We start from the raw sequence: 14,051 nt of genomic DNA on the forward strand, positions 1-14,051 counted from the left end.
TCGAACATGTCCACCGGGGACGGCTTACCGGTATCGATCTGGCAGAAATCACAGCGCCGGGTGCACTCGGACCCGCCGATCAGGAACGTCGCTTCCTTGTCTTCCCAGCACTCAAAAATGTTCGGGCAGCCGGCCTCTTCACACACCGTGTGCAGGCCTTCCTTCTTCACCAGGTTCTTGAGCTGGACAAACTCCGGCCCCATCTGGACCTTGGCCTTGATCCACTCGGGCTTGCGTTCAACCGGGACCGCCGAGTTACGCTGCTCAACGCGCAGCAACTTACGGCCTTCAGGTGCCAGGGTCACTGGAGTGCTCCTTCGTGGGTGGAAATGAGTGCTTCTTCATGCTTGCGGAATTCTTCCACGAAGCGGTCAACGATGTCGGCAGGGTTGATGGTCCGGCCGGCTTCCAGGGACATGGTGGTGACACTGGCGTCGGTAATTCCACAGGCAATGATCTGTGCGTAAGGCGCCAAGTCATTGCTGCAGTTAATGGCGACACCGTGCATGGTGACGCCGTCCAGGACGCGGATACCGATAGCGGCAATTTTGCGGTCTGGACCTTTCTCATCAGCAAGCATCCAGACGCCGGCCCGGCCTTTCACGGTCACTGCGTTGATGCCGTAGTCCGACATCACGGCGATCATGATGGCTTCGAGCCGCTCCACATAGTCGCGGATGCCGGCGCGGTTCTTAAGCTTGAGGACGGGATAGGCGATCAACTGTCCGGGTCCATGCCAGGTCAGCTTCCCGCCGCGGTCCACGGGAACAACGGGTGTCCCGTCGAAGGGTCGCTCGTGATCTTCCGTGAGTTTGCCGGCCGTGTAGACGGCAGCGTGTTCCAGGAGTAAAACGGTGCTGTTCTTCTCGCCCGCAACAACTTTGTTGTGGATCTCGCGCTGCAGGTCCCAGCCCTGCATGTAGTCAACGAAATCAGGGGCAAGACCCAGTTGTGAAAACTCAAGAGTCATGGGTTCAAGCTTAGACCCAGCGGGAGACTGGCCATGGTTTTGTGGCGAACCTCTCAGTCGCATCGCGTGGTGTTGTCGTCAGGGTGCTACCTGTGGATAACTTCTGCGGAAAATCCCGTATTCCGGTAGATCTTATCTATGGAAACTCTGGATCCGCCCGCCGCCATCATGCCGTCCGTTACGGGTTATGAGACATCCCGCCTCTTGGGCCAAGGCAGTACTTCTACCGTTTGGCTTGTCACCAGGAGCTGCGACGGGGCTCGGTTTGCCATTAAATGCGCCACTCCCGGCACGCCCGAAGGCCACGTGGCGCAATCCCTGATCTTTGAGGAGGTAGCGCGAGAGGTCAGGCTGTTGTCCGGCCTGAGGCACCAGCACCTGGTGGGGGTCCATGGCGTCGTTCCGCTGGAAGGCGATTCTGCGGGGACACCGGGTATCGTCATGGACTTTGCGGCGGGTGGCTCGCTGGCCAACCTGATGGCAGGGCGGGGAAGGCTTCGGGTGGGGGAAGCCGTCACCATCCTCACCCCGCTTGCCCAGGTATTGGACTATTTGCATGCCAACGGCACCGTGCATGGTGACGTAGCGCCCGGGAATGTCCTCTTCACGGCCGAGGGAAAGCCACTGCTCGCGGACCTGGGCATTGCCTCCATCGTGGGTGGTGTCCGGCCAAACCCTGGGGCCGGAACGCCTGGCTTCACCTGTCCCGGCGACGCAGCGTCCGGCAGCGGGACTGATTCATCGCAGGAACTGCAGCCCGCGCGTGATGTCTTTTCGCTTGCCGCCATCGGCTGGTACTGCCTGACGGGGGCGGCCCCGGAGGCTACCCGGCACCGGCCGCCGTTGTCTGTGGTGGTTCCGGATGTTCCGAGGTCCTTAGTGGCGGCGTTGGAGGCTGCCCTGGATGTGGATCCGCTGGTGCGGCCAACAGCCAGGGAACTGGCCATGGCGATCTTCAGGAGCGCGGCGCCCGAGCCGGTGGACTTGTCCGGCGCCGTACATTCCTCCGTCATACCTGAGCTGCTGACGCGCCGGCAGGCCTTGGGGCGTCCCACCCGCCGCATCCCCCGATGGGTTGGATCATGGCGGAGGTTCCTTTCGCTTGGATTACAACCTGGACTTCGCCCGGAGGGCCGTCGGCCCCGACGTCGTGGCCGTTGGTTCATGGCCAGTGCAGCCACACTGACTACCGGGCTGATGCTCGGCACCGCGGCATGGTTCCTGTGGCCGCAAAACCCGCAGCAACAGAGCATGGAGTTATCTGCACAGCCGCAGCAAGCAGCGGCGGAAACCGTCAATCCGGTCCCCGGACCAGGAACCACGGTGTCCGCCGACCTGCCGGAAGAGCTAGCCGAAGGGCTCCTGGCTGATGACCCGGCAGCGGCCGTAGGCACGCTGTCATCCGTACGTGACATGGCACTGGCGCAGGGAAGGCTCGAGTTGTTGGCCTTGGTCAATGCCGCTGGGTCACCCGCGGAAGCCTCTGACCGGTTACTGGCGGATCACCTCCGGAAAGCCGGAACGATGTATGCCGGGTTCTCGACGACATTATCTGCGGATGGTGTCTCCGGATCCGGGGAGGCCGGTGACGCAGTGGTCACGGTGACCGTGGCGACATCCGGCTATGAAGAACGCGATGCCTCAGAGGCCAAAGCCCGGCCACAGCCTGCGGGCCCGCCGCAGGAGCTTCGCGTTCACGTCGTTCGCGCTGACGGGCGATGGTGGATCTGGGAAATCCTTGCCCCAAGCCCCGGCCGGGAAAACGCCGGCCAGGAAAACGCCGCCCCGGACGACACCGGCCCAGCCACCATTGGCTGATCACTCAACCACCTGGTCAGCGTGCTTTGTCTGTCGTCAACCAGGCCATGGCGTCTGATAAGGATGGATGCTCCCACGTGAAACCAGCATTCGATAACCGGGCGGGTTCCATCCTCTGATTGGCCAGAACCAGCTCATCGGCAAGGCGCCCCAGCACCAAGCGCAAAGCGGGACGGGGGACACGCAGGAAAGCTGGCCGGTGGAAGGCTTTGGCCAGGGCGGCGACGATCGTGTTGACGTCCGCGCTTTCCGGGGCGCAAACATTCACCGCGCCATCAATGTCGGTTGTCAGGAGATGCGCCAATGCGGCCACCTCATCGGCCAGTGTGATCCATGGCCAGTACTGCCGCCCGTTCCCAAACGGCCCGCCCAGCCCGATCTTCACCAAGGGGAGGAGAGGTCCAAGCGCGCCGCCTGACGTGGTGAGTACTACGCCGGTCCTGGGAGTCACTACGCGTACACCGGAAGGTGCGGTCCTGGCAGTTCGTTCCCATTCGACGCACAAACTTCCCAGCACGCCATGCCCGGGCCCCGAATCCTCCCGTAGAACGCCCTCACGTGATGCACCGTAGTAGCCGGAGGCGGATTGGCTGATGAACGTAGCCGGTGGTGTGCCGAGTCTTCCCATGGCAGCGGTCAGGGTCCGGGTGGCTTGGAGCCGTGAATCCCGGAGTTCCTGGATGCGCTTCTTGGTCCAGGGGCGGTCCCCGATTCCGGCTCCGGAGAGGTTGATGACCGCCTCCGCGGCATCAAGGACGGCTTCGTCGAGATGCCCTGCGGCCGGGTCCCATGTCCACTCGCCGGGGTCCTTGGCGGGCCTGCGCACCAACCGGGTGACCTCGTGGCCGTGGCCGGCCAAGTGCTCCGTTAAAGCCGTTCCGATCATTCCCGACGCTCCGGACATCACGATTCTCATGACCCATCTCACCATGGGAAACGCGTGTGGCGGAAACGCCTGTCGGTGCGGCTGAGGGTGGGCGCCTCTTGACTATGATCGAACAATGACCTCCTCCAGCTACCTCCGTTTCCCGCATGTGCACGGCGATCTGGTCACTTTCGTGGCCGAAGACGACATCTGGGTCGCCGCCCTCTCCGGCGGGCGTGCCTGGCGGGTTTCTTCCCAGCAGTTGCCGGCAAGGAACCCCCGCTTCACTCCGGATGGAAAACGACTCGTGTGGACGGTGATTGTGGGTACGTCGCCGGAGGTTGTCACGGCAAACGTCGACGGCGGTGGCTACAGGCAGCTGACCTACTTCGGCCACAGCACCACTAAAGTCAAAGGCTTCACGCCGTCAGGAAACGTGGTGGTGACCAGCGCCTTCCAGCAGGCGGAAAGCCGCCACACACATGCCTACAGTCTCCCGCTTGACGGGGGCGCCGCCGTCGAACTTCCCTTTGGTCCCGTTGAGGCAGTTGCCTTCGGTCCCGAAATCGGGGACGAGAAGCCTGTGGTGGTGGCCAGCGTCCTTTCCCGTGAGCCTGCTTGGTGGAAGCGGTACAGGGGCGGCACGGCGGGCAAGCTGTGGATCGATGCCGACGGTAACGGTGAGTTCGAGCGACTGGTTCCGGAGGTCGACGGGAACCTCACCGACCCCCTCTGGGTCAAGGGACGTATCGCCTTCCTGTCGGACCACGAGGGGTACGGCAATCTCTACTCAGTTCTTCCGGACGGGTCGGGGCTGCGCCGCCACACGGATCACGAAGATTTCTATGTCCGGCACGCGAGCACGGATGGTGGCCGGGTGATCTTTGAATCGGCCGGCGAGCTGTGGATGGTTCCTTCACTCGATGCCGACGCCGACGCCGAGCCAAGCAAACTGGATATCACGCTGGGATCGGCGTCGCCGGCCCGCCGTCCCGCACCCCTCAAAGTCGCTGCACACCTCGGCGACGTCGTTCCCAACGCCTCGGGTACGGCCAGCGCCGTGGAGTCGCACGGCACGCTGCACTGGCTCCGGCACAAGGACGGGCCCTCGCGCGTGGTGGAGGCGACACCCGGCGTACGTGCCCGCCTGCCGCGTCCGCTGACGGCCGGCCGGATTGCTTACGTCGCTGACCATGGGTCTGTTGAAGCCCTGTACATCAAGCGCATCGCGTCTCCGTTGTCGGCACTGGTTGACGTACCCGACGCAGTTGTTCCGACGCCGGTTCCGGTCAACGAAGCCGATCCACTGCCCAAACCGGTAGCCGCGTCCAAGGTGTTGGGGCAGGGACGAACTGCGGCGCAAGCAACAGCCCCTGCCACGCCGCCAACTGGCACGGCAAGCGGCACTTCATCAGGTACGCCGGCCGAGCCGTCCGCTGACACTGTGAGTGCCGCGGACGCGCCGGCAGTCACTGACATGGCGGAAGACGCAGTTGACGTTCGGATCGATTTTCCGTCGCCCACGCGCACGAGTGCGCTGGAGGCAAGCCCGGATGGGCGATGGCTCGCAGTGGGAACCTCCTTTGGAGACGTCTATGTCGCTGATACCGCTCAGGGAACGTTGACCCTTGTTGTCAGCGTGGGTGAGGGCAGCATCGAACAACTGGCGTGGTCCGGGGATTCGCAGTGGCTGGCGTGGTCAGAGCCGGTCACATCCTTCGGTTCGCGGAGTAAGCTCCGCATCACCCGCCCGGGTGACGCTGAAGCGGGCATCATCGATCTCACCGACGGACGTTTCTGCGACGAATCGCCGCGGTTCACCCCTGACGGGAAGTTCCTCGCGTTCTTGTCGAATCGCAGCTTCGATCCCGTCTATGACGGGCACTCCTTCGACCTTTCTTTCCCGAGCCCCATCAAGCCGTATTTGGTTGCCTTGGCTGCGGACACGCCTTCACCTTTTGGCCCGTCTGTTGACGCACTTGAGGATGTGGCGACTGCCCCGGTAAAGTCCGACGACGGCGCCGCGCCTGCCGTGCGCGTCGACCCGGAGGGCCTGGCTCACCGCGTCATCGGTGTGCCCGTGCCGCAGGGAAACTACTCGCAGTTGGCTGTCGCGGACGGTGCCTTGTTGTGGCTCGATACTGAACTCTCGGGTGTGACTGGTGAAGGCAAGGGCTCCCTCGCAGATAAGAAGACCGCACCGTCATTGGTGCGCTACGAGCTCGCCAAGCGCAAGAAAACCACCTTGGTTGCCGCAGTGGACAGCTACAGGTTGTCGGGAGATCTCAATCGGGTGGTGTACATCCTGGACCAGCAGGTCACGTCGGTGCCGTCGGACACCAAGGTGGACGACGAATCCGGCGACCTGGTGAAGGTGGAACTTAACAGGGTCCGGGTCATCCTTGACCCGGTGGCTGCCTGGGGGCAGGCATTTGAGGAGGCCTGGCGTCTTCAGCGGGACTTCTTCTGGACCGCGGACATGGCGGGCCAGGATTGGGACTCCGTCTACAAACGCTACCGCCCTATGGTGGACCGGCTCGGTTCGCATGACGACCTCGTGGACCTGCTGTGGGAGATCCACGGTGAGCTGGGAACATCGCATGCCTACGTCAAGCCTGCCGCAGTGAGCGAGGCAGGGCGCAACGGCCAGGGCCGCTTGGGGGCTGAGCTTCACTTCGGCAGCAAAGGCTGGGAAATCACACGGATCCTGGCGGGCGAGTCCTCGGACCCGCTGGCCACGTCGCCTTTGACCCGACCGGGCGCCGACGCGAAGGCCGGTGACGTCCTGCTGGCGATTGACGGCGTCGAACTTTCAGCGGCTCTGACGCCCGCAATGCAGTTGGTGGGAGCGGCCGGCCGCACGGTGGAGCTGACCTTGCTGAACGGTGAGGGGCACGGAGGAGCCGCGGGGGCCCAGCGTCGCGTGGCTGTGGTCCCTGTCCGTGATGAAGAAAGGCTTCGGTACCAGGACTGGGTCCGGGCCAACCGCCGCACTGTGCGGGAGGCCTCGGACGGCAAGTTCGGCTACCTGCACGTCCCGGACATGATGGCCAACGGCTGGGCGCAGCTCCACCGCGATCTGGATACCGAAACTGCCTTGGACGGGCTGATTGTGGACGTGCGGCGCAACCGTGGCGGGCACACCTCCCAGCTGGTTGCCGAGCTCATCGGCCGGAAGGTCACTGGCTGGAGCATGCCGCGTGGGGAGAAGCCGCGGACGTACCCGGATCATGCACCGCGCGGTCCGGTGATCATCCTCGCAGACGAATTTGCGGGATCGGATGGGGACATCATCACCCAGGTGTCCAAGCTGAGGGGCATTGGCCCCGTGATCGGTACGCGGACGTGGGGAGGCGTGGTAGGCATCGACAACCGCTTCGCCTTGGCAGATGGCACCGGGGTGACGCAGCCCCGATACGCCACGTGGTTCAGCGGCGGAATCGGCTGGGATGTTGAAAACCGAGGTGTGGAGCCGGACATCGAAGTGCTGTTCCCGCCTCATGCCTATGCGGCCGGCACTGATCCGCAGTTGGAGTACGGCATTGGTGCCCTCAAGGAAATGATCCAGGAATTGCCCACTGACAGGCCTCCCCTCCGCGAGGGCTACCGCAAGGTCCGTCCGGAACCCTTGCCTTCACGTCCGCAAAAGGGCTAAGGGCAGAGGTAAACAGAGAAGAGCCCCGCCGTTTCCGTGAAGGAAGCGGCGGGGCTCTTCTCGTGGTTAGTGCTGCTGTTCAGCACACGGTGGTGCTACGCCGAAAGCGTGGCATCCAAGGTGATCTCGATGCTGGCCAGTGCACCCGAAACGGGGCAACCCGTCTTCGCGTCTTCGGAGATCCGGCGGAAGTCCTCTTCGGACAGGCCAGGAACCTTGGCGGTCATGGTCAGGTGGCTTCCGGTGATGCCGGTTCCGGGAACGAAGGTGACATCGGCCTTGGTGTTGACTTCCTCAGCGGTGAATCCTTCACCTGCGAGGGCGTGGCTGAAAGCCATGGAGAAGCATGCGGAGTGGGCCGCGGCGATCAGTTCTTCGGGGCTGGTCTTGCCGCCGGACTGTTCAGTACGTGCCTTCCAGGTGACATCGAACGTGCCCAGGCCTGAGCTGTCCAGCGTCGTGTTGCCGGCGCCCTCGATCAGGTTGCCGTTCCAAACCGTGTGTGCGGTGCGTGTTGCTGCCATGTCCACTCCTTGGGGTCGTTGTGAGTCGGCACCCAGCCCGAGGCGGGTGCCACCGGGTTCCATCCTAGGGATTTGCCGGTGGGACCGCACGGCCATTCCGCTGTCAGTGGATTGTGACCCCCTAGACTGGCGGGATGGAGACGGAAGTACAACCACCTGCAGGGAAGGGCCGAGGCCCGAGAATCGCGTCCATCATGATCAATGCAGTTGACGCTGCCCGATTGTCAGCCTTCTGGTCGGAACTGTTGGACATGCCGGTATCCGGCCGCCATGAGGGCTTCATCTGGCTGCGGCCCGCAGAACCAGGAGTTCCCCAGTTGGCGTTTCAAGAGGTCGCAGCGCCGACGGAGGGCCGCCGCAGACTGCATCTGGACCTCCACGACGCCGACCCTTCTGCTTTGCGGCACAAGGCGGAGTTGTTGGGAGCTTCCTTCGTGGAAGGCCACAGCATTGGCGACTTCCATTGGGATGTCATGCAAGACCCCGAAGGCAACGAATTCTGCATAGCCCAGGAATAGGCGCTTGCCTCACGGGCAAACTCCTACCACCTCCGCCACGAAAAAGCAGCCGTCCCTCTCCGCATGGTCGTGGAGTGGGACGGCTGCCGGCGTCAGGAAGGCGCCGGATCAGTTCCAGAGCGTGGCGATCGCGATGTTCACCAGGGCAAGACCGCCTACACCATGAGCCAATCCGGTGGAGACAGGCTCGCCCTTTTTGACCTTGCGGGAACCGATGACGGCCAGGACTGCCACGGCCACGCCAATGGCGAACTTGACCCCGAGCTTGAAGTAGTTGGGATCGGCATCAGGCAGCAAGGGGAACAAGCCCATCATGGCGATGCCGGTCAGGAGCTGCAGGAAAGCGCCATCACGCTGGCGGGGGTGGATGGTTGGCTCCTTGATGGTGGCGATCCAGTAGCCCACAATCATGGCTGCGCCGACGATGTGCAAGAACACCAGGATGTTGAAGAGAATACTCATGGTCCCAGCTTATCGAGTTGGTTCTACGTCTTGTAGCAAAGCCACGCGGAGGTGGATACAGCAAAGGGGCAGGTCACCGGATTTCCCGGTGACCTGCCCCTTCGCGCCAAAGGCGGACCTTTGTGGCGCTAAGCCCTAGAGGCCAAGGTCAGCTTCGAAAGCACCTTCCTCAAGGCGGGCCTTGAGGGTCTGCAGGAAGCGACCGGCGTCTGCGCCGTCCACCAAACGGTGGTCGTACGTCAGGGAGAGATACATCATGGAGCGGATGGCAATCGAATCATCGCCATTCTCGTCGGCGACCACCACGGCACGCTTGACGATCGCGCCGGTCCCGAGGATACCCACCTGCGGCTGGTTGATGATCGGGGTGTCGAACAGAGCGCCGACAGACCCGATGTTGGTGATGCTGAACGTACCGCCGGACAGCTCGTCCGGACCGATCTTGCCGTCGCGGGTGCGGCCTGCAACATCAGCGATCTTGCCGGCGAGGCCCGCAAGGTTCAGGTTGCCGGCGTCGGAGATGACCGGAACCAGGAGGCCCTTGTCGGTGTCGACGGCGATCGCCAGGTGCTCGGCGTTGTGGTAGGTGATTTCCTGCTTGGATTCGTCGTAGGCAGCGTTGAGCTTGGGGTGCTGCTTCAGGGCCTCAGCGACAGCTTTGGCGATGAACGGCAGGAAGGTGAGCTTGACGCCATTCTGGGCCAGGAACTGGTTCTTGGCCTTGAGACGGAGCTTGGCGATCTTGGTCATGTCGACCTCATGCACCTGCGTCAGCTGGGTGGAGACCTCAAGGGACTCGCGCATGCGGCGGGCGATGACCTGACGGATACGCGGCGCCTTCTCCGTGGTGCCACGCAGCGAGGACGCTACTACCGGAGCAGCAGCCTTGGCAGCAGGAGCCGCGGGAGCCGATGCTGCGGGAGCAGCGGCGGCCTGCTTGGCTTCGGCAGCGGCCAGGACATCCTGCTTACGGATGCGGCCACCGACGCCGGTGCCCGAGACGGAGGCAATGTCCACGCCATGCTGGTTGGCAAGCTTGCGGACCAGGGGAGTGACGTAACCGGATTCCGAAGAACCCTCAGCTGCGGGTGAAGCAGGAGCGGGAGCCGGTGCAGCAGCAGGTGCCGGTGCAGCAGCAGCCGGAGCGGCAGCAGGAGCGGGAGCAGCAGCAGGTGCGGGAGCGGCGGCGGGTGCGGGAGCAGCAGCCGGGGCCTCAGCAGCAGGTGCCGCCGCCGGGGCCGGAGCGGCCGCCGGTGCGGCTGCACCGGAACCGATGACGGCCAGGACGGAGCCAACCTCAGCGGTCTCATCCTCGTTGACGCGGATCTCCTGCAGGGTGCCTGCAACCGGCGACGGGATTTCGGTGTCGACTTTGTCGGTGGAAACCTCCAGGAGGGGTTCGTCCACCTCCACGGTGTCGCCGACAGCCTTGAGCCAGCGGGTGACGGTACCTTCGGTGACGCTCTCACCCAACGCGGGGAGGGTAACTTCGTGGCCTTCGCCGCCGGAAGCGGCGGGTGCCTCGGCAGCAGGAGCTTCCTCTGCTGCTGGTGCAGCCGGAGCCTCCTGGGTCGGTGCTGCCTGCTCCGCCGGGGCGGCAGGTGCTTCCTCGGCCGGTGCAGCCTCGGCAGCAGGAGCGGCCGAGCCGGAACCGTCGCCGATGCGGACCAAGGGGGCACCGACTTCAGCCGTCTCGTCTTCAGCGACGAGGATTTCTTCGATGACGCCTGAGATCGGAGAAGGGATTTCGGTGTCTACTTTGTCGGTTGAAACCTCGAGCAACGGCTCGTCGATCTCCACCCGGTCACCAACCTGCTTGAGCCAGCGGGTGACGGTTCCTTCGGTGACACTCTCACCGAGGGCGGGCAAGTTAACGGATTCAGACATGTCGTCCCCGTTCTCCTTATTGATCTTTGTGCGGATGAATTCTGCTGGTCCGGTTCAGGTGCATGCGGCATATCGCGCCGCATGCACCTGAACCGTGGGTCTTGGTAAGACTTAGCCGTGGAGAGCTTTGCCCGCGAGGGCAAGGTGGGCTTCGCCCAGGCTTTCGTTCTGGGTGGGGTGGGCGTGGACCAGCTGGGCCACGTCCTCCGGGTAGGCTTCCCAGTTCACGATCAGCTGGGCTTCACCGATCTGCTCACCCATGCGGGAGCCGATCATGTGGATGCCCACTACGGGGCCATCCTTCTGGCGCACGAGCTTGACGATGCCGCCGGTGCCGAGGATGGAGCTCTTGCCGTTTCCGGCCAGGTTGTATTCCTGGGTCTGCACCTGGTCGTCGCCGAACTTTTCCTTGGCGGCCTTTTCGGTGTAGCCGACCGTGGCGATTTCGGGCTCGCAGTAGGTGACCTTGGGGATGTTGATGTCCTCGACGATTGCCGGGTTCAGGCCGGCGATTTCCTCGGCGACGAAGATGCCCTGCTGGTAGCCGCGGTGTGCGAGCTGGACGCCGGGGACGATGTCGCCGACGGCGTAGATGTTGCCAACGCCGGTGTGGAGGCGTTCGTTGGTGATGACGAAGCCGCGGTCAATGCTGATGCCGGCTTCTTCGTAGCCCAGGTTGGCGGTGACGGGACCACGGCCAACTGCAACGAGCAGGAGGTCGGCTTCGAAGGTCTGGCCGTCAACCAAGGTGACCTTGACGCCGTCGTCGTTCTGCTCAACACCCTGGAAGAAGATGCCGGTGGTGAACTTGATGCCGCGCTTCTTGAAGGCACGCTCGAGGTTCTTGACGATGGATGCGTCTTCGTTCGGAACCAAGGAGGGGAGGCCCTCGATGATCGTGACGTCCACGCCGAACGACTTCCATACGGAAGCGAACTCGACGCCGATGACGCCGCCGCCGAGGACGATTGCGCTCTTGGGGATGTAGTCCATGGTCAACGCCTGGTCCGAGGTGATGACCTTGCCGCCGATTTCCAGGCCAGGCAGGGAGCGTGAGTAGGAACCGGTCGCCAGGACAATGTTCTTGCCCGTGTAGGGGGTGCCGTTGACAACTACCGTGTTGTTGCCCTGGAGCTTGCCTTCACCCTCGATGACGGTGATGCCCTTGGACTTGATGAGTCCTTGGAGGCCCTTGTACTTACCGGCGATGATGCCGTCTTTATAGGCGTTCACGGCCGGCATGTCGATGCTGTCCAGCGTGACGTTCACACCATACTTGGCGGAATCGCGTGCATGGTCGGCCAGTTCGGCCGAGTGCAGGAGTGCCTTGGTGGGGATACAACCGTTGTGCAGGCAGGTTCCGCCGAGCTTTGCCTTTTCCACAAGGCCAACGGTGAACCCAAGCTGAACGGCCCGCAGGGCAGTGGCGTAGCCGCCGCTGCCGCCACCGAGTACCAGGATGTCGAATTCTTGCGCAGTTGCCTGATCGGCCACTAAAACGCTCCCTCGCGTGAATGATGACACGGGACTGCGTGCCATCTGGTCTTTGGAACTTGTTCTGCCGTGATTATGCCAGCACCTAAGTTCTCTTGCATTTGTGACTATCGAGTTCACCTTAGCGAACCACCTACCCATGCTCCACCCTCTGCGGGTGTTTGTGGAGCGCTTGTGTCCAGACTCACGTTCACTTGTGACACAGCGCTACACGCCGCATAATTCCGGGGTTGCGCGGCCCTTGCAGGATGTCCTGCAAGGGCCGCCGCGGCCCGGAAGGGCGGGGGCTCGCCGCTTAGGCGGAGACTGCGAGCAGATCCTCGGCGTAGGCAACCAGGGTGCGGACGGTGCATCCGGTTCCCTGCTTAGGGGTGTAGCCGTACGGGCTGCCGTTGTTGAACGACGGGCCCGCAATGTCGACGTGCGCCCAAGGGATCTGCTGGCCGTCGCCGTTCTTGCCGACGAATTCCCGCAGGAAAACAGCCGCAGTCATCATTCCGCCGTTGCGCTCCCCAATGTTGGCAAGGTCTGCCACCTGGGAATCGAGGCTTGGGCGCAGTTCTTCGGGCAGCGGCATCGGCCAGACCAGCTCGCCTGCGCGGTCTGCCGCTGACTTCAAGGCAGCGGTGACGGAATCGGAGCCCATGACACCAGCCGTGCGCAGTCCCAGGGCGATGAGCTGGGCGCCGGTCAGCGTGGCAACGTCAATGATGGCGTCCGGCTTCTCCAAGCTGGCAGCGACGAGTCCGTCGGCCATGACCAAGCGCCCTTCGGCGTCGGTGTTGAGGACCTCGACGGTCTTCCCACCGTAGATGGTGAAGACGTCGGCAGGCCGTGCCGCAGCACCCGAGGGCATGTTCTCCGCAATGCAGAGCCACGCAGTCGCCTTGATGTTCAACCCAAGCGAAGCGATGGCCAGGACAGTGTTAAGAACGACGGCGGCGCCCGCCATATCGCTCTTCATGTCACCCATGCCGAGGGCCGGCTTGATGGAGATACCGCCGGTGTCGAACGTGATGCCCTTGCCCACGAGCGCAATCTTCTTGGTGGCCTTGGCCGGCGTGTATTCGACCTTCACAAGGCGTGGCTGGCGCGTTGAACCCTTGCCCACGCCAAGGATGCCGCCGAAGCCTTCCTTTTCCAGGCGCTTTTCATCCCAGACAGTGACCTTGACGGGCAGGCCTTTGGCGAGTTCCTTGGCGGATTCGGCAAAGGACTCCGGGTAGAGGTGGCTGGGAGGCTGGTTGACCAGGGTCCGGGTGGCGTTGACGGCGCGGGCCACAACAGCAGCACGGTCCAGTGCCGGCTGTGCGTCCTTGGGATCGACGTCGGAAAAAATCAGGGCCTTTGTTACAGGGGCCTTCAGCCCGTCCTTGCTGGAACGGTGCTCCGTGTAGGAGTAGGCGCCAAGGGAGGCACCTTCGGCGATTGCCGCGACGTCGGCGAGGCCGGTGGTTGGGAACGCCAACGTTACCGACGCAAGGCCGGCCAACTGCCGGACGGCAGACCCTGCGGCGCGACGCAGGGATTCTTCGGGGATGCTGCCGGATTCCGACACTTTGCCCACGCCGGCCAGGACCAAAATTCCCGAGCCGGTCTCCGGCAAGCCTGGGAGCCGGTGCGCCTGATCGGCAGCGCCGGTGATGCCCAACAGCTTGAGCGAGCCCGCAACGGACTCGGCTGCCTTTGCGCTCAGCGGATTCGGGAGCAGCACTGGCCCATCCGCGCCTTGCGCAACTCCAATCACAAGTGCGTCGCTGGGGGACTTTTTCAGGTCCTTGGCGATGATGCCCAGGATGATGTCAGTAGTCTTGACCACGAGGATGTTGCCTCACTTCTCTCTGCATTGCATGGCTGG

General features: G+C 63.5%; 10 protein-coding genes and 1 pseudogene. 3 read left to right on the forward strand and 8 right to left on the reverse strand.

The window, feature by feature from the left end; all coding sequences use genetic code 11:
* Together RQH14_RS19360 and lipB are read right to left on the reverse strand one after the other, a co-directional pair.
* Nucleotides 1-305, reverse strand: a pseudogene (locus RQH14_RS19360) (lipoyl synthase); the annotation flags it as partial.
* Nucleotides 302-970, reverse strand: a complete 669-nt coding sequence (gene lipB / locus RQH14_RS19365; RefSeq protein ID WP_311214757.1) for a lipoyl(octanoyl) transferase LipB — start codon at nucleotides 968-970, stop codon at nucleotides 302-304. The pseudogene RQH14_RS19360 and the gene lipB, both read right to left, overlap by 4 nt.
* 138 nt (nucleotides 971-1,108) lie before the next feature.
* On the opposite strand from lipB, the gene RQH14_RS19370 reads away from it, so the two are divergent.
* On the forward strand, nucleotides 1,109-2,788 hold the full coding sequence (locus RQH14_RS19370) for a serine/threonine-protein kinase (protein ID WP_311214758.1): 1,680 nt from the start codon (nucleotides 1,109-1,111) through the stop codon (nucleotides 2,786-2,788).
* Nucleotides 2,789-2,804: 16 nt separating this feature from the next.
* Here RQH14_RS19370 and RQH14_RS19375 read toward each other — a convergent pair whose 3' ends face one another.
* On the reverse strand, nucleotides 2,805-3,704 hold the full coding sequence (locus tag RQH14_RS19375; RefSeq protein ID WP_311214759.1) for a TIGR01777 family oxidoreductase: 900 nt from the start codon (nucleotides 3,702-3,704) through the stop codon (nucleotides 2,805-2,807).
* An 85-nt stretch (nucleotides 3,705-3,789) separates the two neighbouring features.
* Between RQH14_RS19375 and RQH14_RS19380 the strand changes: the two genes are divergently transcribed.
* The gene (locus RQH14_RS19380; RefSeq protein ID WP_311214760.1) at nucleotides 3,790-7,308 is read left to right on the forward strand and encodes a S41 family peptidase; all 3,519 of its coding nucleotides are present in this window, start codon (nucleotides 3,790-3,792) and stop codon (nucleotides 7,306-7,308) included.
* A gap of 95 nt (nucleotides 7,309-7,403) precedes the next feature.
* On the opposite strand, the gene RQH14_RS19385 is transcribed toward RQH14_RS19380, so the two are convergent.
* A complete protein-coding gene (locus tag RQH14_RS19385; protein ID WP_062067972.1) occupies nucleotides 7,404-7,832 on the reverse strand; it encodes an OsmC family protein in 429 nt (142 codons plus the stop codon).
* Between the two features lie 194 nt (nucleotides 7,833-8,026).
* Between RQH14_RS19385 and RQH14_RS19390 the strand changes: the two genes are divergently transcribed.
* Nucleotides 8,027-8,350, forward strand: coding sequence for a VOC family protein (locus RQH14_RS19390; protein WP_311214761.1), 324 nt, complete (start codon nucleotides 8,027-8,029; stop codon nucleotides 8,348-8,350).
* 108 nt (nucleotides 8,351-8,458) lie between these two features.
* Here the strand turns inward: RQH14_RS19390 and RQH14_RS19395 are convergent, their stop codons facing one another.
* The 4 genes from RQH14_RS19395 to RQH14_RS19410 form a co-directional block, all read right to left on the reverse strand.
* Nucleotides 8,459-8,812 (reverse strand): hypothetical protein, encoded by a 354-nt coding sequence (locus tag RQH14_RS19395; protein WP_311214762.1) that lies wholly within the window; start codon nucleotides 8,810-8,812, stop codon nucleotides 8,459-8,461.
* A 135-nt stretch (nucleotides 8,813-8,947) separates the two neighbouring features.
* Nucleotides 8,948-10,699, reverse strand: a complete 1,752-nt coding sequence (sucB, locus tag RQH14_RS19400) for a 2-oxoglutarate dehydrogenase, E2 component, dihydrolipoamide succinyltransferase (RefSeq protein WP_311214763.1) — start codon at nucleotides 10,697-10,699, stop codon at nucleotides 8,948-8,950.
* A gap of 111 nt (nucleotides 10,700-10,810) precedes the next feature.
* Entirely contained in the window at nucleotides 10,811-12,193 is a 1,383-nt protein-coding gene (gene lpdA, locus RQH14_RS19405; RefSeq protein ID WP_311214764.1) for a dihydrolipoyl dehydrogenase, read from the reverse strand.
* Between the two features lie 295 nt (nucleotides 12,194-12,488).
* Nucleotides 12,489-14,012 carry a leucyl aminopeptidase gene (locus tag RQH14_RS19410; RefSeq protein WP_311214765.1) on the reverse strand — a complete coding sequence of 508 codons (1,524 nt, stop codon included), beginning with the start codon at nucleotides 14,010-14,012 and terminating at the stop codon, nucleotides 12,489-12,491.
* Between the last annotated feature and the right edge of the window lie 39 nt (nucleotides 14,013-14,051).

The organism is Arthrobacter sp. WCS2018Hpa-7, from assembly GCF_031843805.1.
Lineage (GTDB): Bacteria > Actinomycetota > Actinomycetes > Actinomycetales > Micrococcaceae > Arthrobacter.